26 protein-coding genes are annotated in these 26429 nt (G+C 63.0%); 16 read left to right on the top strand and 10 right to left on the bottom strand.

Translation table 11 applies throughout. The features are described from left to right. Window positions 1–150: 150 nt before the first annotated feature. The 3 genes from EN808_RS22325 (at window position 151) to EN808_RS22315 (ending at window position 3837) form a co-directional block, all read left to right on the top strand. Window positions 151–1272, top strand: a complete 1122-nt coding sequence (locus EN808_RS22325; protein ID WP_135916906.1) for an ATP phosphoribosyltransferase regulatory subunit — start codon at window positions 151–153, stop codon at window positions 1270–1272. Beyond that, complete coding sequence (gene hisG, locus EN808_RS22320) at window positions 1269–1967, top strand: ATP phosphoribosyltransferase (protein WP_127870940.1); 699 nt, start codon at window positions 1269–1271, stop codon at window positions 1965–1967. The genes EN808_RS22325 and hisG overlap by 4 nt, the downstream gene beginning before the upstream one ends. Window positions 1968–2064: 97 nt before the next feature. Then, a complete protein-coding gene (locus EN808_RS22315) occupies window positions 2065–3837 on the top strand; it encodes an AMP-binding protein (RefSeq protein WP_135916905.1) in 1773 nt (590 codons plus the stop codon). A 7-nt stretch (window positions 3838–3844) separates the two neighbouring features. Here the strand turns inward: EN808_RS22315 and EN808_RS22310 are convergent, their stop codons facing one another. Then, window positions 3845–5317, bottom strand: a complete 1473-nt coding sequence (locus EN808_RS22310; protein WP_348630939.1) for an alpha/beta fold hydrolase — start codon at window positions 5315–5317, stop codon at window positions 3845–3847. A gap of 282 nt (window positions 5318–5599) precedes the next feature. Here EN808_RS22310 and EN808_RS22305 point away from each other — a divergent pair, with 282 nt between their 5' ends. Next, window positions 5600–6241: a class I SAM-dependent methyltransferase gene (locus EN808_RS22305; protein WP_127280896.1), complete on the top strand. Its 642-nt coding sequence runs from the start codon at window positions 5600–5602 to the stop codon at window positions 6239–6241. Between the two features lie 15 nt (window positions 6242–6256). Here EN808_RS22305 and EN808_RS22300 read toward each other — a convergent pair whose 3' ends face one another. Beyond that, window positions 6257–6931, bottom strand: a complete 675-nt coding sequence (locus tag EN808_RS22300) for a TetR/AcrR family transcriptional regulator (RefSeq protein ID WP_135916904.1) — start codon at window positions 6929–6931, stop codon at window positions 6257–6259. 103 nt (window positions 6932–7034) lie between these two features. Then, window positions 7035–7979, bottom strand: coding sequence for a nucleoside hydrolase (locus EN808_RS22295; RefSeq protein ID WP_135916903.1), 945 nt, complete (start codon window positions 7977–7979; stop codon window positions 7035–7037). A gap of 103 nt (window positions 7980–8082) precedes the next feature. On the opposite strand from EN808_RS22295, the gene EN808_RS22290 reads away from it, so the two are divergent. From EN808_RS22290 to EN808_RS22275, 4 genes are all read left to right on the top strand, one after another. Beyond that, on the top strand, window positions 8083–9096 hold the full coding sequence (locus tag EN808_RS22290) for a 2OG-Fe(II) oxygenase family protein (protein ID WP_135916902.1): 1014 nt from the start codon (window positions 8083–8085) through the stop codon (window positions 9094–9096). A 72-nt stretch (window positions 9097–9168) separates the two neighbouring features. Further along, window positions 9169–10026, top strand: coding sequence for an ABC transporter substrate-binding protein (locus tag EN808_RS22285; RefSeq protein ID WP_127277882.1), 858 nt, complete (start codon window positions 9169–9171; stop codon window positions 10024–10026). Window positions 10027–10083: 57 nt separating this feature from the next. Continuing rightward, window positions 10084–11025 (top strand): amino acid ABC transporter permease, encoded by a 942-nt coding sequence (locus EN808_RS22280; RefSeq protein WP_127277881.1) that lies wholly within the window; start codon window positions 10084–10086, stop codon window positions 11023–11025. Then, window positions 11022–11828 carry an amino acid ABC transporter ATP-binding protein gene (locus EN808_RS22275; RefSeq protein WP_127277880.1) on the top strand — a complete coding sequence of 269 codons (807 nt, stop codon included), beginning with the start codon at window positions 11022–11024 and terminating at the stop codon, window positions 11826–11828. Before EN808_RS22280 ends, EN808_RS22275 begins: the two co-directional genes overlap by 4 nt. An 18-nt stretch (window positions 11829–11846) precedes the next feature. Here the strand turns inward: EN808_RS22275 and EN808_RS22270 are convergent, their stop codons facing one another. Continuing rightward, on the bottom strand, window positions 11847–12755 hold the full coding sequence (locus EN808_RS22270; protein WP_127277879.1) for a hydrogen peroxide-inducible genes activator: 909 nt from the start codon (window positions 12753–12755) through the stop codon (window positions 11847–11849). Between the two features lie 179 nt (window positions 12756–12934). Here EN808_RS22270 and katG point away from each other — a divergent pair, with 179 nt between their 5' ends. After that, the gene (gene katG, locus EN808_RS22265; RefSeq protein ID WP_127277878.1) at window positions 12935–15136 is read left to right on the top strand and encodes a catalase/peroxidase HPI; all 2202 of its coding nucleotides are present in this window, start codon (window positions 12935–12937) and stop codon (window positions 15134–15136) included. Window positions 15137–15205: 69 nt separating this feature from the next. On the opposite strand, the gene EN808_RS22260 is transcribed toward katG, so the two are convergent. Then, complete coding sequence (locus EN808_RS22260; RefSeq protein WP_127277877.1) at window positions 15206–15883, bottom strand: MIP family channel protein; 678 nt, start codon at window positions 15881–15883, stop codon at window positions 15206–15208. Between the two features lie 323 nt (window positions 15884–16206). Here EN808_RS22260 and EN808_RS22255 point away from each other — a divergent pair, with 323 nt between their 5' ends. Together EN808_RS22255 and EN808_RS22250 are read left to right on the top strand one after the other, a co-directional pair. Then, a complete protein-coding gene (locus EN808_RS22255; protein ID WP_127277876.1) occupies window positions 16207–17496 on the top strand; it encodes an RsmB/NOP family class I SAM-dependent RNA methyltransferase in 1290 nt (429 codons plus the stop codon). Between the two features lie 39 nt (window positions 17497–17535). Next, on the top strand, window positions 17536–18021 hold the full coding sequence (locus EN808_RS22250; RefSeq protein ID WP_127277884.1) for a TspO/MBR family protein: 486 nt from the start codon (window positions 17536–17538) through the stop codon (window positions 18019–18021). On the opposite strand, the gene EN808_RS22245 is transcribed toward EN808_RS22250, so the two are convergent. Both EN808_RS22245 and EN808_RS36390 read right to left on the bottom strand, forming a co-directional pair. Beyond that, window positions 18018–18308 (bottom strand): GFA family protein, encoded by a 291-nt coding sequence (locus tag EN808_RS22245; protein WP_245464331.1) that lies wholly within the window; start codon window positions 18306–18308, stop codon window positions 18018–18020. The two genes, EN808_RS22250 and EN808_RS22245, sit on opposite strands and share 4 nt — an antisense overlap. Then, on the bottom strand, window positions 18305–18565 hold the full coding sequence (locus tag EN808_RS36390; RefSeq protein ID WP_167531250.1) for a hypothetical protein: 261 nt from the start codon (window positions 18563–18565) through the stop codon (window positions 18305–18307). The genes EN808_RS22245 and EN808_RS36390 overlap by 4 nt, the downstream gene beginning before the upstream one ends. Before the next feature lie 135 nt (window positions 18566–18700). Between EN808_RS36390 and EN808_RS22240 the strand changes: the two genes are divergently transcribed. The 4 genes from EN808_RS22240 (at window position 18701) to EN808_RS22225 (ending at window position 23094) form a co-directional block, all read left to right on the top strand. Next, a complete protein-coding gene (locus EN808_RS22240; protein ID WP_023686843.1) occupies window positions 18701–19159 on the top strand; it encodes a PaaI family thioesterase in 459 nt (152 codons plus the stop codon). A 99-nt stretch (window positions 19160–19258) separates the two neighbouring features. Continuing rightward, window positions 19259–19927 (top strand): 5'-methylthioadenosine/S-adenosylhomocysteine nucleosidase, encoded by a 669-nt coding sequence (locus EN808_RS22235; protein WP_127870947.1) that lies wholly within the window; start codon window positions 19259–19261, stop codon window positions 19925–19927. Window positions 19928–19982: 55 nt separating this feature from the next. Next, a complete protein-coding gene (gene guaA / locus EN808_RS22230) occupies window positions 19983–21545 on the top strand; it encodes a glutamine-hydrolyzing GMP synthase (protein WP_127278505.1) in 1563 nt (520 codons plus the stop codon). Window positions 21546–21837: 292 nt separating this feature from the next. Then, complete coding sequence (locus EN808_RS22225) at window positions 21838–23094, top strand: tyrosine-type recombinase/integrase (protein ID WP_135906793.1); 1257 nt, start codon at window positions 21838–21840, stop codon at window positions 23092–23094. A 144-nt stretch (window positions 23095–23238) separates the two neighbouring features. Here EN808_RS22225 and EN808_RS22220 read toward each other — a convergent pair whose 3' ends face one another. The 3 genes from EN808_RS22220 to EN808_RS22210 all read right to left on the bottom strand — a co-directional run bounded on the left by EN808_RS22220 (window position 23239) and on the right by EN808_RS22210 (window position 25451). Further along, window positions 23239–24498, bottom strand: a complete 1260-nt coding sequence (locus EN808_RS22220; RefSeq protein ID WP_135916901.1) for a type II toxin-antitoxin system HipA family toxin — start codon at window positions 24496–24498, stop codon at window positions 23239–23241. Then, window positions 24476–24964, bottom strand: a complete 489-nt coding sequence (locus EN808_RS22215; protein WP_135916900.1) for a helix-turn-helix domain-containing protein — start codon at window positions 24962–24964, stop codon at window positions 24476–24478. The genes EN808_RS22220 and EN808_RS22215 overlap by 23 nt, the downstream gene beginning before the upstream one ends. 199 nt (window positions 24965–25163) lie before the next feature. Further along, window positions 25164–25451 carry an AlpA family phage regulatory protein gene (locus tag EN808_RS22210; protein ID WP_135880922.1) on the bottom strand — a complete coding sequence of 96 codons (288 nt, stop codon included), beginning with the start codon at window positions 25449–25451 and terminating at the stop codon, window positions 25164–25166. Window positions 25452–25945: 494 nt separating this feature from the next. Between EN808_RS22210 and EN808_RS22205 the strand changes: the two genes are divergently transcribed. Then, window positions 25946–26429, top strand: a 484-nt coding sequence (locus tag EN808_RS22205; protein ID WP_135916899.1) for an ArdC-like ssDNA-binding domain-containing protein, incomplete at its 3' end; no start/stop codon positions are given.

The following is a 26429-nucleotide window of genomic DNA, read 5'->3' as shown; positions in this document are numbered from 1 at the left end:
TGTGGGGGAAGGTGGCCTCGCGAAGCGAGGTCGGATGAGGGGTGTTCCAGGGAACGCAAACGCTTCATTCCGACACGCACCCCTCAACCGTCTCGGCGCTGCGCGCCGATCCACCTTCTCCCACAGGGGGAGAAGGGAAGGGCGCGGCATATGACCTCCCGCTACCCCGCCATATCAGCCGACATCATCGCGCTCTTCGCAACCCGCAACACGCATGCGGTGGAAGTTGCCGTGCTGCAGCCGGCCGATCCGTTCCTCGACATGGCCGGCGAGGATCTGCGCCGGCGCATTTTCCTTACGGAGAGCGAGACCGGGCAGACGCTCTGCCTGCGGCCCGAATTCACCATTCCGGTCTGTCTCGACCACATAACCAGCCAGGCCGGCACGCCGCGCCGCTATTCCTATCTCGGCGAGGTGTTTCGCCAGCGCCGCGAGGGCGGCAACGAGTTCTTTCAGGCCGGCATCGAGGATCTCGGCGACCGCGACACGGCTGAAGCCGATGCCCGCTCCGTTGCCGACGCGCACGCCCTGCTGTCGCTGGTCCTGCCCGGTCAGTCGCTGGCGGTCACGCTCGGCGACCAGGGCATCTTCGAGGCGGTACTGGCGGCGCTTGGCCTGCCGCGCGGATGGCGCATGCGGCTCGCCCGCGCCTTCGGCTCGGCGCCGATGCTGGAGGCGGCACTCGCCGATCTCGCCAACCCGCCGCGCAACGGCCAGCTCTCCGGCCCGGTCGCAGCGCTTGTCCTCGACGGTGATCTGGACGGCCTTTCCCAGCACATTGCCGGCGGCATGGAGGAGGCCGGCCTCTCGGCATCGGCCGGCCGCGCGCCGTCGGACATCGCGCGGCGGCTCATCGAGAAGGCCGAGTTGCGCAGCGTGCGGCTGTCGAACGAGGCCTTCGCGGCGCTGAAAGGTTTTCTGGCCATCGACGTGCCGCTCGATGGCGCGGCCCAGGCATTGGAAACCTTCGCCGCCGGCGCCGGACTTTCATTGGGTGCGGCGCTGGAAAAATTCGCGGCCCGCGCCAAGGCGATCGAGGCGCATGGCTTGCCGTCGGGAAAAATCCGCTACGACGCCGCCTTCGGCCGTCCGCTCGATTATTACACCGGTGTGGTCTTCGAAGTCGCGGCCGCAAGTGGCGAGCGTCCCCTGGCCGGTGGCGGCCGCTATGACAGGTTGCTGACGCTGCTCGGCGCCAAGACCGCGATCCCCGGTGTCGGCTTCTCGGTGTGGCTCGACCGCATCGAGGCGTTGCGGGAGACGGCACTATGATCACGCTGGCGATCCCGTCCAAGGGCCGGCTCAAGGAGCAGGCGCTGGAGGTGCTGGCCAAGGCCGGCCTCGCCGTCAGCCTGCCCGGCGACGAGCGCAAATATCACGCCCGCGTCGAGGGCCTGGACAATGTCGAAGTGGTCTTCCTGTCGGCTTCCGAAATATCGGGCGAAATAGGGCAGGGCGCGGTCGATCTCGGCATCACCGGCGAGGACCTTGTGCGGGAAAATCTCGCCGACTGGGAAGCGCGGGCCGAGATCGTCGCCCGTCTCGGCTTCGGCCATGCCGATGTCGTGGTCGCGGTGCCCGAGATCTGGCTCGATGTCGACACCATGGCCGATCTCGATGACGTCGCCGCAGATTTCCGCCAGCGCCATGGCCGGCGGCTCAGGATCGCCACCAAATACTGGCGGCTGACGCAGCAGTTCTTTTCGCTCAAGCACGGCATCCAGGTCTATCGCATCGTCGAAAGCCTCGGCGCCACCGAAGGCGCGCCGGCGGCCGGCCTTGCCGACGTCATCGTCGACATCACCACCACGGGCTCGACGCTGCGCGCCAACCATCTCAAGGTGCTGGGCGATGGCGTCGTGCTGAAGTCGCAGGCCTGCCTGGTGGCCTCGAAGAAAGATCGTTCCGCCGCCGATGAGGCCATCTTCCGGGATATAGCCGCGAAAATGACGGCGACGGTCGGATAGCCTGCTTTCCCTGGCGGGAGGGGTGTCACTACCATCGGCGGGATTTCCACCGTTCCGGCAGGCTGATAGGCTCGGTCCGTGCTGGGAGGAGAGAGCGATGCCGGTCAATCTCGACGAGCTGAAGAACGCCACCAATCTGCGCGGACGCGGCGCGCGCTCCGGCATTGTCTTTGTCGCGCCCGTCGACGGCAAGGCGCATGTCTCGGGCGAGCGCAAGGTGCCGTTGCTGGAGGAGACCATTCCGGCCCTGTTCTCCGATACCGTCAGCAAATACGGCACGCTCGATGCCGCAATCTTCGTCGGCCAGGACAAGCGCTTCACCTGGAGCGAACTGTCGGACACCGTCGATGCGCTGGCCGCCGGCTTCCTGGCGCTCGGCCTGCGCAAGGGCGATCGCGTCGGCATCTGGTCGCCCAACCGCTGGGAATGGCTGGTGACGCAATTCGCCACCGCCCGCATCGGCCTGATTCTGGTCAACATCAACCCGGCCTATCGGCTGACCGAGCTGGAATATGCCCTGAACAAGGTCAGCTGCAAGGCCCTGGTGACGGCGGCGAGCTTCAAGACCTCGGACTATCTCGGCATGATCGAGACGCTGGCGCCGGAAATCGCCACGGCGACGCCGGGCAAGCTGAAGGCCGCCAAATTGCCGGCGCTGAGGATCGTCATCCGCATGGGCGAGGAGAACTCGCCAGGCATGTTCAATTTCGGCGACGTGCTGGCCATGGCCGGCCGCGACGAGCATGACAGCCTCGACCGCATCTCCGAGGGTCTGAAGCCGGGCGACGCGATCAACATCCAGTTCACCTCAGGCACGACAGGCGCTCCCAAGGGCGCGACGCTCACTCATCTGAACATCGTCAACAACGGCAACTTCGTCACTTCGGCCATCAAGCTCACTGTCGACGACCGGCTCTGCATCCCGGTGCCGCTCTATCATTGCTTCGGCATGTCGATGGGCACGATGGGTTGTGTGTCGAAAGGCGCGACCATGGTTTTCCCTTGCGAGGGTTTTGATCCCGGCCTGACGCTGAAAGCGATCGCGCAGGAGCGCTGCACGGGCCTCTACGGCGTTCCGACCATGTTCGTCGGCATGCTCGACCATCCGGATTTCTCATCCTTCGATCTCTCCAGCCTGCGCACCGGCATCATGGCCGGCTCGCCATGCCCGATCGAGGTGATGAAGAAGGTGGTGTCGCTGATGCATATGTCGGAGGTGACCATCGCCTACGGCATGACCGAGACCAGTCCGGTCTCGTTCCAGAGCAGCACCGACGATCCGCTGGAAAAGCGCGTGTCGACCGTCGGGCGCATCCATCCGCATGTCGAGGTCAAGGCGGTCGATGCCGATGGCGCCACCGTTGCCGTCGGCGCGCCGGGCGAGCTTTGCACGCGCGGCTACTCGGTGATGAAAGGCTATTGGGACGACGACGAAAAGACCCGTGAGGCAATCGACACCGACGGCTGGATGCACACTGGCGACCTCGCCACCATCGACGCCGAGGGCTATTGCAACATTGTCGGCCGCGTCAAGGACATGGTCATCCGCGGCGGTGAGAACGTCTATCCCAGGGAGGTCGAGGAATTCCTCTACCGTCATCCCAAGGTGCGGGAAGTGCAGGTCTTCGGCATCCCGGATGCCAAATATGGCGAGGAGTTGTGCGCCTGGATCGTGCTCAAACCCGGCCAGGTCGCCACCGAACAGGAAATCAAGGCCTTCTGTGCGGGCCAGATCGCCCATTACAAGATACCGCGCCACATTCGCTTCCGCACCGAATTGCCGATGACGGTGACCGGCAAGCCGCAGAAATTCCTGATGCGTCAGGCGATGGTGGAAGAGTTGGGGCTGGTGGCGCAGAAAACGGCGTGAGGCGGGATCAGCCGCGTCGTACGAAGGCACTGATGCTGTCGAGCAGGGACTGCGGGTCGCCGACCCAGAACCAGTGGTCGTCGCCGTCGACCTCGATGAACCGGGCGCCCGGAATCCTGGACGCGAGGAACCGCCCGGCCTCGATGCGCACGGCGCGGTCGCCTGAACGGTGGAGGACCATCGTCGGGGCGGAGACTTTTGCCAGGAGGTGACGGACATCTGCATCCCGTAATGCCTCGAGCAGGCCCGCGACCGCGCCCGGGCTGGAGGCTGCCCTGAGCAATCCGGCCCACCAGGTCCTCGCCCGACGGTCGCCAGTGAGGCTTGGGGCGAAGGTTTCGATTTCCGCTGGGCCACCCCAACCCGCGAGCAGGCGTTGCTTCCACAGATCATACTGCGCGACGGTCAAGGCGTAGGGATAGTCGGGGGCGCGGCTGCCCTTCGCCAGCGAGCCCCAGAGAACAAGGCCGCTCAGCCGGTCGCTATGCTCGACTGCAAAACGGATGCAGCCCGGCCCGCCCTCCGACGCACCGACCAGCAAGGCCCGGCGGCTGCCGGCCGCGTTCATGACCGCCAGAATATCCTGCGCCGTCGCCTCGACCGTGGGGCGGGCGCCGACGCGGTCTGAAAGCCCCATGCCGCGCCGGTCGAAGAGGATCAGGCGACCCAGGCGCGAAACCGCGGTCAGCCAGGCGCGGCAGCCCGGGTCTTCCCAGATACGCTCGACATGCGAAATGAAGCCGGGAACAAGCACGATGTCCGTCGGGCCGCTACCGACGATCTGGTACGCGATGTGAATGCCGTCCACCGCGACGTAGCACGTCCTGGGCACGTCCACGGTAGCGTCCTGATTTGGCTCGCGCAGCATGGCCAGCGTGGCGGGGTCCGGCGCTACGCCGAGTTCGTCCCGCAAGAGCCGGATGCACGTCTCGATCTGGCGCTCGGCCGCCGCCCTGTCCCCGGCGGCCAGGTGGACATGGATCAGGTGGCGGTGCGCGCTTTCGCTCAAAGGGTCGAGCGCCGTCAACCGTGTCGCATGAACGACCGCGCCGCGCGGCTCGCCGCCGGCTATCTTGGCCTCGACGAGCCGCTCCAGCGCCTGCACCAGCCGGCCGCGCAAGGTCTCTCGCCGGAAGAAGATCCATTCCTCGAATTCCGGACAGTCCGGCAGCGAGAAGCCGGCGAGATAATCGTCGTTGTAGATGTCGGCTGCCTCGTCGAGAGAGCGGGAATTGCAGGCCTGCTCGAAAACCCTGGTGTCGATCTCGGCGGACAAGGCTGGGTATAGGCTCAGCGAGACGCCTGTGGCGGCGATGATCTCTCTGCCGAACGCGATGCGGATTTTATAGAGTGTCCGCCGAAGGCGGGCGCGAGCGGCCTGTTCGTCGGTCTCGGGCCACAGAAGCGTGGCGACGACATCGCGCGCCACCGGTCCGCCGGCCTCGGCCAGGTAGATGAGGAGCGCCGCCGCCTTGCGCAAGGCAAGTTCCACCCGCCGGCCGCTCAAGCGGAACTCCGGAAAACCCAGAAATCGGAATTCCAATCGCTCCATCGATCCGACCACGGCCATGCGGGGACGCTGAGGGGACGCCGGCCTTCTATCCATCTCGACGACATCGGGCCGATCGGGCCCGATCATGAGACTCCCTTGGAGCGAGAAATGTCACTGGTCAATACTCTCATCCGCCATTGCACAGCAGGGCCTGTTGCCGGCGGTGGCGCCCCTGTTGGCGCTGCCGGCGCAGGGCAGGGAGGCTGAGACATGTGCCAATCCTGTCTCTCCTGGTACGCGCGCTGCATGGCTCCCTACTTCGTCCACGTCGGCTGTTCAGCCCGCACTTTCACGCATATGCGACGGCGCCTGATCCCACGGGCAGACGGCGTTGTCGTCGAGGTCGGTTTCGGGTCCGGCCTGAACCTTCCCTACTACGACGCCGGCAGGGTGAAGCGGCTGGTCGGCGTCGATCCCGACGGCACGATGCTCGGCCTGGCCGAACCGAAGAGCCGTTCCTTGCCATTCAAGGTCGACTGTATCCGGGCCAGCGGTGAAAGACTGCCGTTGATCGACAGCTTCGCCGACACGGTCGTCGTCACCTACGCCTTCTGCACCATTCCGGATCCCGAGGCGGCGCTGACCGAGATCCGGCGCATCCTGAAGCCCACGGGCCGGCTGATCTTCATCGAGCACGGCCAGGCCGAGGGGCCGCGCTGCCGCAAATGGCAGGAGCGTCTGAACCGGTCCTGGGGCCGACTCGCCGGCGGCTGCCACCTCAACCGCGATCCATTGCACCTGATCCGGGCGGCGGGCTTCCATGTCGTCGAAGCGGAGCGTGAACGGTTCCGGCTACCCTTCTGGCAGTTGGGAAGTCACCATGCCGGCATCGCGATACCCCCAACGGGCTGATGCGCCTTCGCCCTGCTATCGCCGTCCGCCGCGTATTTCCACCGGCCTCGGCGCTGAACCCGGCTCCTGGACCAGCGGGCCGAGCAGCACTTCGCCGAACAGCGGCTGGTAGCTCCGGCGCACCGCCGGGTCCTCTTTGAAGGACAGAGCGTATTGGCCGATCTGGTGGAAATAGGTGATGCGGGCCCTGACCAAGCTCTCGTCCTCGGGATAACCCATGGCGCGGAAGGAGCGGATCAGGAGCTCGATACGCAGATCGTCGATATCCTTGACCTCCCGCGCCAGCTTTTTCGAAGTTCGCGACCAGTCGCGCACGGCGAGGTCGAGCAGGGGACTGAACGGGGCCTCGTCGACCCAGACATGCACGATGTCGGTGAAGAACTGCAGGCCATCTATATCTAGTATCTCGCGCATCGCCCAGAAGGGCTGGCAATTGATGTCCCGCCATTCCTGCAGCAGTCCGTCGCGAAGATCGGCCAGGCTGGTGAAATGGAAATAAAAGCTGCCGCGCGTCACCTTGAATTGCTTGGCGAGGCGGTCGATCTTGACCTCGCCGATGCCGTGTTTCTCCAGCACCTTGCGCGCCGCCGATATCCAGGCCTCGCGGCTCAGCGTCTGCCGCGCCGCCTTCGCGGGCGCGGCGGCTTTGGGCGGTCTCTTGCCTCTGCCAGTGGCGCTGTCGGCTTTCATGTGGTCAAGACCTTCATCGCCATGCTCAACGCCTGCAATCCGTTTGCCGGCTCCGATGCGCTTCGCGACTCATCAAGTGCCCATCTATCGCGGAAGGCGCAACTCAGGGCAATGCGCTTATCCGCTCCAGCATGAGTTCGAAGAACGGCGCCGGATCGATGCGCCGCAGCACATTGCAGTTCTTGCGCCGGCCGGTGACATGCCACCAGTCGACGACCGTCATGCCGATCGTCTCCGGCGAGACAATGTCGACCGTCACCGCGCACTGGCGCTGTTCATAGATTTGCGGCGCCAGGAGATAACCTGTCACGCAGGCATCGTGGATGGGGCGCGCCGGCGTCTCGAATTTGTGGGTGCCGTACTGGCGGTAGAAGTCGGCCAGGTTCGCGGCCTCGATCGCGGCGCGGCTGCCGGTGGCGCGCAGGCGGTCCAGCCATTCGGGCGTCATCAGTGCGGTGTAGGTGCAGTCGATACCCGCCATGGTCACCGGCACGCCGCTGGCGAACACCTTGTGCGCGGCGTGCGGGTCGACGAAGATGTTGAACTCGGCGGCCGGCGTGGCGTTGCCGCCCTGGAAGAAGCCGCCGCCCATCAGCACCACTTCGCGCAGGCGAGGCACGATCCTCGGCTCCATGGTCATGGCCATGGCCAGATTGGTCATCGGCCCGAGCGTGCAGATGGTCAATTCGCCTTCAGGCGCGTCCATGATCGCGCGCACCAGGTAGTTGACCGCGTGTTCGTCCTGTAGCGGCGTCACCGGTTCGGCAAGGTCGGCGCCGTCGAGGCCGGTTTCGCCGTGGACATATTCGGCGGTGATCAGCGTGCGCACCATCGGCGCCGGGCAGCCGGCATAAACAGGCACATCCGGCCGCCCTGCAAGCTCCACGACCTTGAGCGCATTCTTCGAGGTCAGTGCAAGCGGCACGTTACCGCCGACCGTAGTGATGCCGACCACGTCGAGTTCATCGGGCGACCCCAGTGCGAAGAGGATGGCGAAGGCGTCATCCTGGCCGGGATCGGTGTCGATGATGATCTTGCGTGGTGCCATGATGCCGCGTCCTTCGTTTTGCGATCGAAAGCCTATTGATGAGGCCGTTCGGATGTGTAGAAATACAGTACTGTATCTTATGTTCAAGACAGGGTGTTCGAAAATGGATGGACAAGAGCGCGGCGATTTTTCCGAAATTCCGATCCTCGACGTCTCGGCGCTCTATGGCGACGACGAAGCGGCGATCCGGGCGACGGCAGCGACACTGCGCCGCTATCTCGAGACGATCGGCTTCCTCTATGTCACCGGCCACCCCATTCCGCGCGCCGATGTCGAAGCGGTCCGCGAGGCCTCCAAGCGTTTCTTCGCCTTGCCCGAGGAGGAGAAGGCCAAGCTGAAGATCGACAAGAATTTCCGCGGCTTCCTGCCCTTTGCCGGCTCGACCATCGTGACCTCGTCCGTGGCGGCGGTCAGCAAGCCGAACCAGAGCGAATCGATCTTCTTCATGCACGAGGTCGGCGCCGACGATCCCCGGGCTTTGGCCGGCAAGCCGCTGCAAGGCCCCAACCAGTGGCCTGACGAGGCCGCTCTTGCCGGCTTCAGGGAGACCATCGAGCGCTATGTCCAGGAGATGGGCACGCTCGCCCGCAAGATGGTGCGCGCCATCGCGCTCTCGCTCGGGCTGCCCTCCGACAGCCTCGACCGCTATTTCGAGCAGCCGACGACCTTCCTGCGGCTGCTGCACTATCCGACGCAGCCCCAGGAAGAGGGCCTGTTCGGCTCGGCCCCCCACACCGACTATGGCTTCATCACCCTGTTGGCGCAGGACAATGTCGGCGGCCTCGAGGTCAAGAACAAGGCCGGTGACTGGGTTCCAGCACCTCCGGTTCCGGATTCCTTCGTCATGAATGTCGGCGACATCCTGGCGCGCTGGTCCAACGACCAGTTCGTCTCGACGCCGCACCGCGTCATCAACCGCTCCGGACGCGAGCGCTATTCGCAGCCCTTCTTCTTCGATCCGTCCATGGATGAAACGATCGCCGCACTTCCGGTCTGCGTGCCGGCCGGCACACGGCCGAAATACGAGCCGGTGCTCTATGGCGATTACCTGATGGAGCGCATCGACAAGAATTATCACTACCGCAAGAAGAAGGCGGCCGAAGCCGCTGCTTCGTAAGGAATGCCGAGCCCGCGCCGGCCCGGGCTCTGCCACAAAGATCGTAAACAAGCACAAGAAAGGGGAACAGCAATGAACAGATATCTGCGAATGACCAGTCTCGCGCTGGCGGTCTCCGCCACCGTCTGGGGCGGGGTTTCCAAAGCCGCCGATGTGCCGAAATCGGCTGAGGTGAAGCAGAGCGGAACGCTCGCCGTCGCCAACACGCTGGACTTCGCGCCGTTCGAATATCTCGACGCCGACGGCAAGCAGACCGGCATCATCATCGAACTCGCCGGCGAGGTGGCCAAGCTCGTCGACGCCAGGCTCGATATCCAGCGCACGCCGTTCCCGTCGATGATCCCGGGCCTCGCGGCCGGCCGCTTCAAGATCGCCTGGGAGACCTTTTCGGCCACGCCGGAGCGCCTGAAGCAGGTCGATTTCGTCATGTTCCTGAAAGCGGGCCTCGCCGTATCGACGTCACCCGACAAGAAGGCGAGCTTCAGCGGCGACACGCCGCTTTGTGGCAAGCGCATAGGCGTCTCGGCCGGCAGTGCTTCGGATTTCCTGGTCGACAAGCTCGGCAAGGAATGCACCGACAAGGGCCAGAAGGCGATCGAAAAGTCGGTGTTCAATTCCTCTACCGATATCGTCCAGGCTGTGCTTTCGGACCGCGTCGACGGGCGTATGGACGATGCCACGGCATCGAGCTATTTCGAGGTGACGAGCAAAGGGCAACTGGTGGTCCTGCCGACGCTTTATGAAGTCGCGCCACTCGGCATGGCGATCGCCAAGGACGACAAGGAGACCGCCGGCATGATGGTGGCGGCACTTGCCGAGCTGTTCAAGAACGGCACGTACAAGGCTATCCTGGAGAAGTACGGCATGGGTGCCTACGCGATCAAGGAACCGTATTTCGTTGGCTCCATGGACGCGCTTCGCGCCGAATAGAGACTATCCGGCGCCTGATGCTTCATCAGGCGCCGGCCCGCAACCTGGAGGCATCTGATGGGCGTGGCCCACCCGACCGAGATCGACATCGAGCCGGGCGCCGCCGCGGCGGTGTCACGACTGATCGTCGTGCCGCAGCGCCGCTATGGCATCTGGATCGGCACGGCGTTCGCCCTGCTGCTGGCCTTCCTGATCATTCGCGCTTTCGCCAGCAACCCGGCCTTTGCCTGGGGCACGGCAGCCGGCTACCTGTTCCATCCCTCGATCATGCGCGGCCTCGGCAACACGCTGATGCTTACCGTCATCATCATGGTGCTGGCGATCGTGGTCGGCACCGTCATCGCCATCATGCGGGTGTCGCCGAGCCCGGTGCTGCGCGCCTTTTCCGGCGTCTATGTCTGGTTCTTCCGCGGCGTGCCCGCGCTGATCCAGCTGATCTTCTGGTTCAACCTGTCGCTGCTGGTGCGCGAGATCTCGCTGACGCTGCCGTTCCTGGGCACGCTGTTTTCCGTGCGCACCAATGATTTCATGACCCCGTTCTTCTCTGCCGTCGTCGCGCTTTCGCTGTGCGAGGCCGGCTACATGGCCGAGATCATCCGCGCCGGCATCAAGTCGGTGCCGTCCGGCCAGTCGGAAGCGGCGAGCGCGCTCGGCATGCCTTATCGCATGATCCTGAAGCGCATCACCTTGCCGCAAGCCATGCGCTTCGTGCTGCCGCCGACCGGCAATGAGGCGATCAACCTCCTGAAGATGACCTCGCTGGTAACGTTCATCGCCGTCGATGACCTGTTCTACACCGCGCAGAGCATCTACGCGCGCACCTTCGAGACGATCCCGCTGCTGATCGTGGTCGCCTTCTGGTATCTCGCCGTGGTCAGCATCATGTCGGTCGGGCAGCATTTCCTGGAGCGCCATTTCGGCCGCAGCGATATCCGCCGCGACCCCCTGACGATGCGCGCCTTGCGCAACGCCATCAGCCTGCGCGGCCTTGCCCGATGAGCGATGTGAAATCCGAAAATCGTGCCCGCTTCGGCGTGCCGGCCGATTCCATGGTGTTCGCGCGCGGCGTGCGCAAAACCTATGGCCAGCTTGAAGTTCTCAAAGGCGTCGACCTCGATGTGCCGGAGGGATCGGTCGCCTGCATCATTGGTCCGTCCGGATCCGGCAAGAGCACGTTCCTGCGCTGCATCAACCATTTGGAAAAGCTCAGCGGCGGCATCCTGCTCGTCGACAGCCAGTTCGTCGGCTACGACCTCCAGGGCGACAAGCTCTATGAGGTGAAGGACGATCTTCTGTGCCGGCGCCGCGCCGAGATCGGCATGCTGTTCCAGTCGTTCAACCTGTTCTCGCACATGACCGTGATGGAGAACCTGATCGAGGCGCCGACGCAGGTGCGGCGAATCCCGCTGGACCAGGCGAAGGCCGAGGCGGAGGTGCTGCTGCGGCGTGTCGGCCTCGCCGACAAGATCGACCGCTATCCGCGCGAACTGTCCGGCGGTCAGCAGCAGCGTGTCGCGATCGCGCGCGCCATGGCGATGAAGCCCAAGGTGCTGCTCTTCGACGAGCCGACCTCGGCGCTCGATCCGGAACTGGTCGGCGAAGTTCTGCAGGTCATGCGCGACCTTGCCGAGAGCGGCATGACGATGGTCGTCGTCACCCATGAGATCGGCTTCGCCCGTGAGATCGGCGACCAGCTCGTTTTCATGGACGGCGGCGTGATCGTCGAACGCGGCGCGCCGCGCGAGATGATCGCCAACCCGACATCGCCGCGCACCCGCGAGTTCCTGTCCAGGGTTCTGTAGCGCCGGTTAGACCGGCTCTCAGCCAGCCAGCACCGCCGCGCCGAGGCCCCGGATGATCTTCGCCAGCTCGACGCATTCGCCATGCCGCGCATTGTTGCGCCGCCAGGCAAGGCAGATCATGCGCTGCGGCATCGGCTCCTGGAACGGCACGATCTTGAGGTCGGGGATAGTGCCGGCGGGGCCGACCGCCATTTCGGGGATGAGTGTGACGCCGAGCCCATGCGCCACCATCTGCAGGAGCGTCGTCAGGCTGGTGGCGCCGTAGCTTGCCATCGCCACCGGCCGCACATTGCCGCAGACGGCCAGCGCCTGTTCGCGCAGGCAATGGCCTTCTTCCAGCAGCATCAGTCTCTCCAGCGCCGGGCTCTCGGGTGGAACCGGCGGCGATGCAAAGGCCGGATCGCCTGATGGCACGGCCAGGAAGAACCGGTCGGGAAACAGCGCCTCGGTGATCAGCCCGGGATGGTCGAGCGGAAGTGCGGCGATGAAGGCATCGAGTTTTCGCGATGCGGTGTCCTCGACCAGGGAGGTGGTGACCGCCTCGCGCAATTCGAGCAGCAAGGCCGGGAAATGTTTCTTCAGTTCGGGCAGGGCGCGCGGCAGAAGATAGGGCGCGACGGTCGGGATGATGCCCAGCCGGAAGCGTCCCTCCATCGCCGTGCGGCCGCGCCGGGCCGTCGTTTCCACGTCACGTATGTCAGCCAGAATGCGCTCGATGCGCGGCAACAGAGTGATCGCTTCGTCCGTCATGCGCACCGACCTGCCCCCGCGTTCGAACAGCCGGCAGTTCAGCCGTTGCTCCATTTCGGCGATCTGGGAAGACAGCGCCGGCTGGCTGACGCCGGCAAGTTTCGCCGCGCGCCCGAAATGCAGCGTTTGCGCCAGCGCGTCGAAATAGTGCATCTGGCGAACTGTCAATCCGATCATGCAGTCAAGCCTGTCATAAGAAAATCCTATCGAAATAAACAGGAAAGGCAATTTGTTTTTATCGCCAGTGTGGCCTAGTCTGGAACCGTTCCAGATTGGCGCGGGCCGCCGGCCGCCCCCAAAATCTCGGCAAAAATCAACCTCGGCAAAATCAAACCTCGGCAAAATTGGAGTGAGAGATGGACGCGAAAACCGACGATAACAGCGCGGGCAAATGCCCCGTGGCGCATGGATCCGCCGGCCGGACCAACCGTGACTGGTGGCCGAACCAGCTTGACCTCGGCGTTCTCCACCAGCAGTCGAACCTGTCCGACCCGATGGGCGAGGACTTCGACTATGCCAAGGAATTCGCAAGCCTCGATCTCGATGCGGTCATCAAGGATCTGCACCATGTGATGGCGGACTCGCAGGATTGGTGGCCGGCTGACTTTGGCCATTACGGGCCGCTGTTCGTCCGCATGGCCTGGCACAGCGCCGGAACCTACCGCATTGGCGACGGCCGCGGCGGCGCCGGAGCGGGCCAGCAGCGTTTCGCGCCGCTCAACAGCTGGCCGGATAATGCCAATCTCGACAAGGCGCGCCGCCTGCTCTGGCCGGTCAAGCAGAAATATGGCCGCAAGATTTCCTGGGCCGACCTGTTGATCCTCACCGGCAACGTCGCCCTGGAATCGATGGGCTTCAAGACCTTCGGCTTCGCCGGCGGCCGCGCCGATGTCTGGGAGCCAGAGCAGGACGTGGACTGGGGTTCCGAAACCAAGTGGCTCGGCGACGAGCGCTATTCGGGCGACCGTGAGCTTCGCGGCCATCTCGGCGCCGTGCAGATGGGCCTGATCTACGTCAATCCGGAAGGCCCGAACGGCAAGCCCGATCCGCTTGCCTCGGCCCGCGACATCCGGGAAACCTTCGCGCGCATGGCCATGAACGACGAGGAAACCGTGGCGCTGATCGCCGGCGGTCACACTTTCGGCAAGACCCATGGCGCCGGCGACGCCTCACTGGTCGGTGCCGAACCCGAAGGCGCCGGCATCGAGGCGCAGGGTCTCGGCTGGTCGAGCAAGCATGCCTCAGGCATTGCCGGCGACGCCATCACCTCGGGCCTCGAAGTCACCTGGACGACGACGCCGACCAAGTGGAGCAACAACTTCTTCGACAATTTGTTCAACTATGAATGGGAACTGACCAAGAGTCCGGCCGGCGCCCATCAGTGGACGCCGAAGGCTGGCGCCGGTGCCGGCACGGTGCCGGATGCGCACAATCCCTCGAAGCGTCACGCGCCGGCCATGCTGACCACCGACCTCGCGCTGCGGGCGGACCCGGCCTACGAGAAGATCTCGCGTCGTTTCCACGAACATCCGGACCAGTTCGCCGATGCCTTCGCCCGCGCCTGGTTCAAGCTGACCCACCGCGACATGGGTCCGGTCGTGCGCTATCTCGGCCCGTTGGTGCCGAAGGAAGAGCTGATCTGGCAGGACCCGATCCCCGCGATCGATCATGAACTGGTCAGCGACCAGGACATCGCATCGCTGAAGGCCAAGATCCTGGCCTCCGGCCTGTCGGTTTCCGAACTGGTCTCGACAGCCTGGGCCTCGGCTTCGACCTTCCGCAACTCCGACAAGCGCGGCGGCGCCAACGGCGCCCGCATCCGGTTGGCACCGCAGAAGGACTGGGCCGTCAATGAGCCGGCCCAATTGTCGAAGGTGCTGGCCAAGCTCGAAGCCATCCAGAAGGAGTTCAATACCGGTGGCAAGAAGGTCTCGCTGGCCGACCTGATCGTGCTCGGTGGCGTTGCCGCGGTCGAGAAGGCGGCGAAGGATGGCGGCAACGACCTGAAGGTGCCGTTCACGCCAGGCCGCATGGATGCCTCGCAGGAGCAGACGGACGTCCACTCCTTTGCCCCGCTCGAGCCGAAAGTCGACGGCTTCCGCAACTATGTCAGGGGCAAGCAGCCCATGTCGGTCGAAGCCATGCTGGTCGACCGGGCGCAGTTGCTGGGCCTGACGGCGCCGGAGCTGACGGTGCTTGTCGGCGGTCTGAGGGTGCTTGGTGCCAACACCGGGCAGTCAAAGCACGGCGTGTTCACCGACAGGCCGGGTACGCTGACCAACGACTTCTTCGTCAACCTGCTCAGCATGAGCACGGTGTGGGATCCGGCTGCCGGCTCCGAGCCGGGCTCGGAAGAGGTCTACGAGGCGCGCGACCGCAAGACCAAGGCGGTCAGGTGGACCGGCACCCGTGCCGATCTGATCTTCGGCTCGCATGCGCAGTTGCGTGCATTGGCCGAAGTCTATGGATCCGGGGACGCCGGGCAGAAATTCGCCCGGGATTTCGTTGCGGCATGGACCAAGGTGATGAACGCCGATCGCTTTGATATCGCCGCCTGATCCGAACTTAAGAATGTACGAAAAAGGCGCGGGCCATGGCCCGCGCCTTTTGCATTCGGGCTCCGGAAATCAATCCTTCTCGAAGACACGCGCCTTGGCGACGACGCCGGCAATGGCGCCACCGATCAACGGCGCGACGATGAACAGCCAGAGCTGGCTGAGCGCGGCACCGCCGGTAAACAGCGCCGGGCCGATCGAGCGCGCCGGATTGACCGAGGTGCCGGTGACCGGGATCATGGCGAAGTGAATGCCCGCCAGCGTCAGGCCGATGACCAGACCGGCAAAAGCCGTCGAGTGCTTTTCAGCGGTAACGCCGAGGATCACCGTGACGAAGGTGAAGGTGCCGATCAGCTCCCACAGGAACGCCGAGCTCATGCCCCATTTCGTCTCGTCCCAGCCATTGGCGCCGAAGCCGCCGGTGTGGCCGCCGGCCTGGCCGGAAACGATGATCCACAATGCCAGAGAGGCGATGATGGCCCCGATGATCTGCGCGATCCAATAAGGGATGACGTCCTTGGCGGGCAGCCGGCCGGCAAGGAAGACGCCGAGCGTCACCGCCGGGTTGAGATGCGCGCCCGAAATCGGGCCGATCGCATAGGCCGCTGCGATGAGGCCGATGCCGAATGCCAGGCCGATGCCCTCCTGACCAAGCGGCAGCGCGCCGCCGAAGCCGCCCGTCACCACGGACGCCGTACCGATGAACACCAACAGAAATGTGCCTAGAACTTCCGCCAGATAAGTCTTCATTGCCCTCTCCTCGTGACGATCCGCCGGTCCACGGTTTCCGCGCCGCGAATCATGGCGGCAAGAGTATTCCCAACCGAAAAACTTGGAAAGCAGAGCGGTTGCTCCACAAGCCGTGCTTGCAGTCGCCAGTTACGAACATTAGAGACCTTTCATCTATTGATCGATCTGCTTTCGCGAACCGGGGAGATTTATTGGTCGGCTAGATCCGCTGGGCCTGGTCGGCGGTGTCTCGACGGTGCGCGATGGAGCGGGGTTCAATCCGGACGTGAAAGGCTCTAAGAGCAGGCCCTGGGATTCATGTGCTCGATTTGATGGAATGACGAATGCGACTGGGCGGACGGCTGGCTGCGGCCATCGAAGTGCTGGAGGACATTGGTCGGCGTCACCGGCCTGTGGCCGATGCGCTGAAGGATTGGGGCCTGTCGCATCGCTTCGCCGGCGGTGGTGATCGCGCCGCGATCGGCAACATCGTCTACGACGCGCTGCGCCACAAACGCTCCGCCGGCTGGTTGCTGGGCGAAGACACGCCGCGTGCCATCGGCTTCGGGGCGCTGCTGCTCGAATGGAGTCAGACGGGGCAGTCGCTCAACGCTGCGCTCGAAGGTGACAAGTTCGCGCCGCCGCTGCTGAGCGCCACGGAACTCCAGGCAATCGCAGACCGCCGGCTTGCAGATGCGCCGCCCGCGGTTCGCGCCGACATACCCGATTGGTGCGAACCGCTATTCGAACGGGCCTTTGGCGGGACATGGGTCGAGGAGGGCGCAGCACTTGCCACGCGTCCGCCGCTCGACATCCGGGTCAACACCCTGCAGGCCGATCGCGCCAAGGTCTTGGCCGAACTGAAGCAGACCGGTGCCAGCGCCGCACGGATCGCACCCTACGGCATCCGCATCCCGCCGATCGACGGTGACGGCCGACACCCGAACGTGCAGGCCGAGCCGGCCTTCCAGAAAGGCTGGTTCGAGGTCCAGGACGAGGGGTCGCAGATTGCGGCAGCGCTTGCCGGCGCGACGGCTGGCATGCAGGTGCTCGACTTTTGCGCCGGCGCCGGCGGCAAGACGCTGGCGCTGTCGGCTGCGATGGGCAATCACGGTCAGATCTTCGCTCACGATGCCGAAAAGGCGCGGCTGGCGCCGATCTTCGACCGTATCCGCCGCTCGGAAAACCGCAATGTGCAGGTCGCCACCAAGCCGGCCGAGCTTGCCCCGCTCGCCAATCATATGGACATCGTGCTGGTGGACGCGCCCTGCACCGGCAGCGGCACCTGGCGGCGGCGTCCCGACGCCAAATGGCGGCTGACGCAGAGACAACTCGACGCCCGCAAGGGCGAGCAGTCGACGATCCTCGATGCCGCCAGAACCTATGTCAAACCCGGCGGCCTGCTGGTCTACATCACCTGTTCCGTGTTCGACGAGGAAAATGGCGAACAGGTCGCCGCGTTTCGCGAGCGGCACGGCGGCTTTGCCTCGGTCGATCATCGCCAGCTTTGGGACAGCCACTTTCCAGGCCATGCCGCCGCGATGCGGATCGGTGCCCTGGGTGGCATTTCGCTCTCGCCGGCGCTGAGCGGCACTGACGGATTTTACTTCTGCGCCATGCGCCGGGCGAACTGACGCTGCCGTTGACAGGTGCCGGCCGCGCCCCACTTGCAGATGCGCGGCGTCGGGCCGCCATGGGGTAAGGTCTTGCAAAGATATCCGTCGCTTCTGCTTTTTCTCGTTCTGGTGCTGGGCGGCGGCCTGCTGATCGGCTACGCCAATTTGCCGGGTGCCTGGTATGCATCGCTGGCCAAGCCTTCCTTCAATCCGCCCAACTGGGCCTTCGCGCCGGCCTGGACGCTGCTCTATGTGCTGATCGCCGTGGCCGGCTGGCGGACATGGCGGCGAGAGCCGGCGGGCACTGCGATGAAGATCTGGGGCGCCCAGCTCGTGCTGAATTTCCTATGGTCGCCAACCTTCTTCGGCGCGAAAATGATGGAACTGGCTCTGGTCGTCATCGTGTTTCTTCTCGCGAGCATCGTGCTGTTCATTGTGAGTGTCTCGACCCGCGATCGGCTTTCCGGCTGGCTGTTCGCGCCGTATGCGGCATGGGTGGCGTTCGCCACTCTGCTCAACGCTTCGCTTCTCTGGTTGAACTAGTTTTTCGTATAGTCAGGCCCAAACCGTGTCGGCAGGCCGTCGGCGAGTTTCAACCAAGGGAGCTTCTCCTCAAAAGCGACATGCAGCGTCGGTGCGAATTTTTCCGGCTCCTCCATCGCTGCCGAGAAAAAATGCATGACATTGGACATCTTCTTCGAGCGGAAGGACAGCGGCGTACCACAGTGATCGCAAAATGTTCTTTCCACACCGGGAGAAGAGTTGAACACCTTTGGCGGCTTGCTTAGCCATCGCCATTGGCCTTCCAGGACGCCAATGTAGGCGGTCATCGGCGCGGAACATTGCCGCCGACAACTTTCACAATGACAGACCACGCATGCTTGTGCCGGGCCGTCGACTTCAAAAGCAATAGCGCCACATAAGCAGTGACCACGCATGCAAATTCTCCTTGAGCCAACTGACCTGACCAATAATTTGTACCGGGCGTGGTGAGAGGGTCGACATGAGATGCGCCGAACTGGCGCTCAATTGCGACATTCGCGTGAGCGATTGTGCTCGCGTGCGCGAGCATGGCCTTGGCGGCCATCAGATTGTCGCTTCGCTTTCATGAGTCCGCAGCCCAGGACGCCTCGATGTCGTTTTGTTGCAGTGCAGCAAAAGCATTTGCCTGCCGCTTATGCCTCTGCGATAAGCTTTCCCGGCAAACGTGAAGGCAATGGCGATGGCAGCGAAGATCGTACCGGCTCCGGATTATGAGGATCGCGTCAGGGCGTCCTTCGCGCGCCAGCAGGCGATGGCGACGATCGGCGCCGAACTGACATTGGTGACGCCCGGCATCATCGAGATCGAGATGCCCTATTCGGCGGCGCTGACCCAGCAGCATGGCTTCCTGCATGCGGGGGTCATCTCGACGGCGCTGGACTCGGCTTGCGGCTATGCGGCGTTCTCGCTGATGCCGGAAAATTCCGGCGTGCTGACCATCGAGTTCAAGGTCAACCTTTTGGCGCCGGGCCGGGGCGAGCGCTTTCTGTTCCGCGGGTCGGTGACCAAACCCGGCCGCACCATCATCGTTGCCGACGGCCAGGCCTATGCCTTCGCCGCCGACGGTGAGGCCAAGCTGATCGCCACCATGACCGGGACGATGATGACGGTGGTCGGTCGCGACGGCATAGCAGGGTGAGGAGCGGTCCGCGCAGCGGACAAAAAGCCCCCAAATGGGCTTTTCGAGCGGCGAACGCCCGGAGCCATAGCGAAGGGCCGGGACAGGGAGAAGCAGATCATGACCGGCAACGTCGTGCGAATTGGTGGCAAGGATGTCCTCTTCGTCATGGCGGCGAAGGCCGAATACGGCCCGCATTTGCAGCGGCTGTTCACCCCGCTGATGACGGGTGTCGGGCCGGTCGAAGCCGGCGTACGGCTGGGTGCCGAGCTTTCCTGGTTGAAATCCGCAAAAGCATTGCCGGACCTTGTCGTATCGCTCGGCTCGGCCGGCAGCCGGACCCTGGAACAGACGGAAATCTACCAGGCGGTCTCGGCCGCCTATCGCGACATCGATGCCTCGCCGCTGGGCTTCGAGAAGGGCGCCACGCCGTTTCTCGACCTGCCGGTGACCGTACCGCTGCCGCTGCGTATTCCCGAAATCAAGCAGGCGACACTGTCGACCGGCGGCGCCATCATTACCGGCGCGGCGTACGAAGCGATCGCCGCCGACATGGTCGACATGGAAACCTTCGCCTGCTTGCGTGCCTGCCAGCTGTTCGACATCCCGCTCATCGGGCTGCGCGGCATTTCCGACGGTGCGGCTGATCTGAGGCACGTCGGCGACTGGACCGAATATCTCCATGTCATCGACGAGAAGCTGGCCGACGCCGTCATGCGCCTCGAACAGGCGATCGGTTCGGGTTTGCTGCGGGCGGCTTCATCCGACGATCAGCCCAGACCAGTCTGAAAGTCAGGCTACGCAACCCATTGCGCAGACTCGTTTCTTTCTCTAAACGCTCGCCATGACAACAGCCAATCACCCCGACACCGTCCTGATTGTCGATTTCGGCAGCCAGTTTACGCAGCTCATCGCCCGCCGCATCCGTGAGGCTGGCGTGTTTTCCGAGATCGTGCCGTTCCAGTCGGCCGAGGCGGCATTCAAGCGCATCAATCCGAAAGCGGTGATCCTGTCCGGCGGTCCGGCCTCGACATCCGATATCGGCAGCCCGCGCGCGCCCCAGATCGTCTTCGACGCCGGCGTGCCGGTGCTTGGCATCTGCTATGGCCAGATGGCCATGTGCGTGCAGATGGGCGGCGTCGCCGAAAGCTCCAACCATCGCGAATTCGGCCGCGCCTTCGTCGAGATCGAGAAGGACAGCCCGCTGTTCGAGGGCCTGTGGGCGACCGGCCAGCGCCATCAGGTGTGGATGAGCCATGGTGACCGCGTCATCGCCCTGCCACCGGGCTTCGAGGTGTTCGGCAAATCGGAAAGCTCGCCCTTCGCCATCTTCGGCAATGTCGAGCGCAGGATGTACGGCATCATGTTCCATCCGGAGGTGGTGCACACGCCGGACGGCGCGAGGCTGCTGAGGAATTTCGTCCACAACATCGCCGGCATCGAAGGCGACTGGACGATGCGCGCCTACCGCGAGCACGCGGTCGAGGCGATCCGCAAGCAGGTCGGCAAGGGCAAGGTCATCTGCGCGCTCTCGGGCGGCGTGGATTCCTCGGTCGCCGCCCTTCTGATCCACGAGGCGGTCGGCGATCAGCTCACCTGCATCCTCGTCGACCACGGCCTGATGCGCAAGGACGAGGCCGCCGGTGTGGTGGCGATGTTCCGCCAGCACTATAATCTGCCGCTGATCCTGGTCGATGCTTCGGAAAAGTTCATCACCGCGCTGGAAGGCGAGTCGGACCCGGAAAAGAAGCGCAAGACGATCGGCCGGCTGTTCATCGAGGTGTTCGAGGAAGAGGCGAAAAAGCTCGGCGGTGCCGATTTCCTGGCGCAGGGCACGCTCTATCCAGACGTCATCGAGAGCGTCTCCTTCACCGGCGGCCCGTCGGTGACGATCAAGTCGCACCACAATGTCGGCGGTCTGCCGGAGCGCATGAACATGCAGCTGGTCGAGCCGCTGCGCGAACTGTTCAAGGACGAGGTGAGGGCGCTGGGCAAGGAGCTCGGCCTGCCCGAAAGCTTCATAGGCCGCCATCCGTTTCCAGGCCCCGGTCTTGCCATACGCTGTCCCGGTGGCATCACGCGCGAGAAGCTGGAGATCCTGCGCGAGGCCGACGCCATCTATCTCGACGAGATCCGCAAGGCCGGCCTCTATGACGCCATCTGGCAAGCCTTCGCCGTGTTGTTGCCGGTGCAGACCGTCGGCGTGATGGGCGACGGCCGCACCTACGAATTCGTCTGTGCGCTGCGCGCCGTCACTTCGGTCGACGGCATGACGGCTGACTTCTACCACTACGACATGGCCTTCCTGGGTGCCGCCGCAACCCGCATCATCAACGAAGTGCGCGGCATTAACCGCGTGGTCTATGACGTCACCTCGAAGCCGCCTGGGACAATCGAGTGGGAATGATTCAGGCCTATCCGAACGCCGCCGAAAATACGCTGTAGTTCGACGCAAGCCATTGAAATCAAAAATAAATCCTCTCTAAGACATTCGGCATCTATCGGCAGGCAGGTTTTGGCGCTGGCGGTCCGCCTGACGGACCTCGCCCATATTGCTCCCACCAATTTTTCAAAGTACCGTCACGACCAATGAGGCTCGTGACGGTACTTTTTTCGTTTTAACCTATTGAAGACAATAGGAAATCCCTGCCAGGAGCCCCCGAAATTGCGCTGACGGTACTTTTCAGGAGGCAGCAGGAATGCTGACGGACACAGCCCTCAAGGCATTGAAACCAAAAGATAAAATCTACAAGATTGCGGACCGCGATGGCATGTACATTCGCGTCATGCCGAGTGGCGCGATCTCATTCCGGCTGGATTACAGGCTCAACGGCCGTCGGGAGACTGTCTACCTGGGCAAATACGGACGCGACGGCATCTCACTTGCCCTGGCGCGAGAGCGGTGCCTCGATGCAAGACGAGACATTCGCGACGGCCGATCTCCTGCGATTGAGAAGCAGCGGGAGAAGCGCCGTATCAAGGAGGCAAAGAGCTTCGGCGAGTTCGGTGAAAAGTGGTTGACTGCCGGACCCATGGCCGACAGCACTCGCGCGATGCGGCGTTCAATCTTCGAACGTGAACTGCTCCCGGTCTGGAGGAACCGCCTTCTGACGGAAATCACGCCTGACGACCTCAGGGTACTTTGCGGCAAGATCGTTGATCGTGGTGCTCCTGCCACAGCGATCCACGTGCGCGATATCCTCAAGCAGATCTACAGCTTCGCGGTTCTTCATGGCGAGAAGGTCGCCAATCCGGCTGACGACGTAGGGCCGGCCTCCATCGCCAACTTCGTTCCACGGGATCGCTCACTCACCCCTTCAGAAATTCGAGTGATGCTGAAGCAACTCGAGCATGTCGCAACGCTTCCGACCATCCGCTTGGGGATGCGCCTCTACCTCCTGACCATGGTGCGCAAGAGCGAGCTGCAGGACGCCGTCTGGGACGAAGTCGATTTTGAGAACGCAGTCTGGACGATCCCGAAGGAGAGGATGAAGCGTTCGAAGGCGCACAACGTCTATCTGTCGCGCCAGACGCTCGACATCATGATCGCCTTGAAGACCTGTGCAGGCAATTCAAGATATCTGCTGCCGTCTCGATATGACGCGGATGCATCGATGTCGCGCGCGACCTTCAACCGCGTGACCTATGCTGTCGTCGAACGGGCCAAGATGGAGGGGCTGCCCCTTGAGCCGTTTACGGTTCACGACCTGCGGCGGACAGGTTCGACGCTGCTGAACGAACTTGGTTTCAACAGCGACTGGATAGAAAAGTGCTTGGCGCACGAAGACGGACGCTCGTCGCGTGGCGTTTACAACAAAGCCGAATATGAGGTGCAGCGCCGCCATATGATGCAGGAATGGTCGGACATCATTGATGCCTGGGTGGATGGCAAGAGGTACCTGCCGACGCTCGTTCCGCCGTCGCTGCCGATCCTGGCGCCCGATCCGGCGCTTTGACTGAACGAGCCCGTGCCGGTCTGAACGCGCGGAGAATTGGTTTTGGCGATGGACTGCAAGCCAGCGGTGGAATCTAGCGCACCTCGGTCTGAACAGCTTAAATACTAGCTATTATATTCTGATTTCCCTGAAAGAGCTGATATTTTAGTCGTTTGCTCGTGTTTCGTCCAAAACCCCCATCAGGTGGATCGTCTTTCCCTCGCAAAGCGAGCGCACTCCGGCCTGCCATTCCCTAAGCATGTCTTCGCCGACCTCAGGGAAGCGGGATCCTTCAAAATAGGCCTTCACCCTTCCCGAAACGTCTGAGAGCGAGTCGCAGGTCTGCTCCACGATCTCTGCTACGCGCCCCGGTCGGAGGTTCGCGCGGGTGACGCCCAACCGGTCAAGCCTCTTTCGGTCGGGCCAGGCAGTGGTGCCGTCGAGCGTAAGCGCCATGGCATCGTTCTTGATGTAGGCCCTAGTCGTGATGAGGTCATACACGGGAGCCAGCCGTACCGGACTTTCCGCGTCTTTGTAGACGACGCCGAAATTCTTCAGGTGTGCATCGCCATTGCGGATGGCGCAGTTGATCACAAACAGGCGGAAAGCGGCTTCCAATGACCCGACGGCATTTTCGGGAGAGACGAATTCCTTGATCCGCCTAAAGAGCTTTGTTTCATACCCTCCGTTGTACTTGTCCTTGCTGGTCACGCCGTTCAGCACACAGAAGTCCTCATATCCGAGGTACGAGCTGTCGGTCAGGTCGAATCTCTCGACCACCAGGGCAAGACCATCCTCGGATAGCCGGAAGTCCGGCACTTCGAGGCCAACTTCCCGAGCTGCCATAAGGCAGAAGAACTCATTTGCTGCCAATTCGGGATACTCGTCGGGATCCCACATTTTGACGATGTGGGTAGCTCCGCGGACGTTGAGCGACTGGCGTCCGTCCAACGGACTATCCTCCCTGGCTCGCACCAGGACCTTCGGCTGCACTCCGGCGACCCCTGAATGGACTGCGTATGTTTCCAGGAGCTCGTTATAGAGATCGCCGGCCCGACGAGCGCGCAGCAAGTCGTCAATGCTTCGGAAAGGGACGTCCTCCACCAGTTCCTCTTCCATTCCAGTGAAGCGGATACGGCCGATCTGCGACCGGCCGACAACGGCCAGCAGGTCGATGTCATCGAACCGGCCCAATGCCTTCGCGAAGGCCGCCCTGATCTTCCCTTCAAGTGCCCCCTCGGGAAGGTTCATGTCGAAAATGGGAAGGAGCCCGAACTCCGAATTCCATGATTCGGTCCGCTTGGGCATTGTGAGCGACACGGCGTCAGGACCATCGGTCTTCACATCGTACACGAAAGTCGAACCACGCTTGCCGGATCTGTCCAGGACGCCGACTGGCTTGCTACCCACCCAAACGCGCAGCATCGTCTTCCTCCAAGATGTCTTCGAGTGTGGGCCGCTTGTTGTTGAAGGTCGTCAGTCGGAAATCGAGCCCTACAATGTTCATGAGCGTGAGCACGCCTTTGAAACCCATGTCGGATACCCTGCCGTTCTCAAGCGCTTCGATCCTCGCCCGACTGACGCCGGAGAGTTCAGAGAGCTTTTCGCGTGTCAGCTTACGCTGCTTTCTGGCATTCTTGATCTCATTGCCAAGATCGTTCAGGTCGATCATTTTCGCCTCACAAATTAGCTGTTTAGAGCCATTGTGAAAAAAATAGCTCATATAATGGCTGTTTTCAAGAGTGTGACGCTTCGTAACTTGAGACGGCATCATGCCGATCGTAAGCAGCAAGCCGAACGCGCTATTGATCCTGATCATCATCGGCATCATGGGGACGACGTGATCGTGCCGGCATGACCATCGCTGATCTTCGGCAGGATGGATGGTCATGACAGATGTCTCAGATGTCGGGTGAGCAGCGCTTTCGACGTTCGCGACCGCTCAATCTGGTTTCTTGGACGCGTACCCGGGAGCTGCATTCAGGCATTGGAGTGACGTGGCCAGGGGGCTTTGCGGCGCCATGTGTCCGCGGCAGCGGCAAATTTACCCGAACGGATTGATCATCGACCTCACCGTGGCGCTCGTCCCACTATGCTTGCGGCATTTGTGCCCGATCTCGCGCTCTGACAGGAGAGGTTTTCCGTAAACGCACATCAGGAGGACTCGCACGGGAGATCGGAACTGCCCTGCGGGCCTTGAGCCAGGCTTCTACTTCGGCGAGATCCCAAACCACGCACCGAGGAGTGAGAGCGAAACGTCGTGGAAATTGCCCGCGTTGTTCCATTTCATAGATTGTGCTGTCGGCCAGAGGTACGATTTCGCGCAGCTGCTTGCGGCGGATCGTCCGCTTTAGTTCACTTTCCCTGGGACCTGTCATGACGCCATTCCTCCTTCGCTAAGCAGACAATTGAAGCCGATAGCCTTCACGGGTGGAAAGGGCGAAAGCCGGCAAGCGTATGCCGGGCGGTGATTTCGTGGATATCGGCCGGTGAGGAGTAGCTGTGGCCCGGATCGACCATGCGTCATGCCCGACGGCTCGCTTCCTGATCTGCGCTGAAGTTAGCGAGCAAAGTTTCATATGGCGCCCTTCGCCGGGGGCTGTCGGTCCCGCATCCCGCCTCACGGCGGCGCTATGCTGATGCTCCTTCGGCCGCCCTGTTGAACCGGTCTCAGGCCCACGAACCTGCTCCAGCACCGAACTGACTTATTCCCGCTCACGGACATTTCGGGGCTTCCGCCTTGTACGCCCTTTTTCGCATTTGGTCGGGAGAGCAGAGGGCTCTCCCGACGGAGAGTGAGAGGAGGGTCGGGTTTTCACGACGGGTTAAAAGCGGAAGGAAAGGCCTTCGGCGCCCGTCGCGGAGAACCGCGATGTCTGTCCGGAACAATCGAAACCATGCCGTCGCCGACCGGTCCAATCTCTACGACGACATCACTGGCAAGATAATTGCCGAACTGGAAGCGGGTCGTTTTCCTTGGGTTCAGCCATGGGGGACTTCCGCGGCAAAAGCGTCGCTTTCCTTGCCTAAGAATGCCAGCACGCATCGTACGTACAGCGGGATCAACGTGCTTATCCTCTGGGGTGCCGTCGTCGAACGCGGGTTCCCAACGCAGAGTTGGCTAACCTATCGACAGTCTGTCGCGCTCGGCGGGAACGTCCGCAAAGGCGAACGTGGGACAACGGTCGTTTATGCCGATCGTTTTGTCCCGGATCATGAGAGGAAGCGCGCTCGCGAGACAGGCGAGGATGCCCAGGCGATCCCTTTCCTCAAGCGCTTCACCGTTTTCAATATCGAGCAATGTGAAGGACTGCCTGATGAAGTCGCGGTTTCGGCTCCGCTGCCGGTGGCTAGCT

Source organism: Mesorhizobium sp. M8A.F.Ca.ET.165.01.1.1, assembly GCF_004792065.1.
Taxonomy (GTDB): domain Bacteria; phylum Pseudomonadota; class Alphaproteobacteria; order Rhizobiales; family Rhizobiaceae; genus Mesorhizobium.
This window is presented reverse-complemented; position numbering and strand designations above follow the sequence as displayed.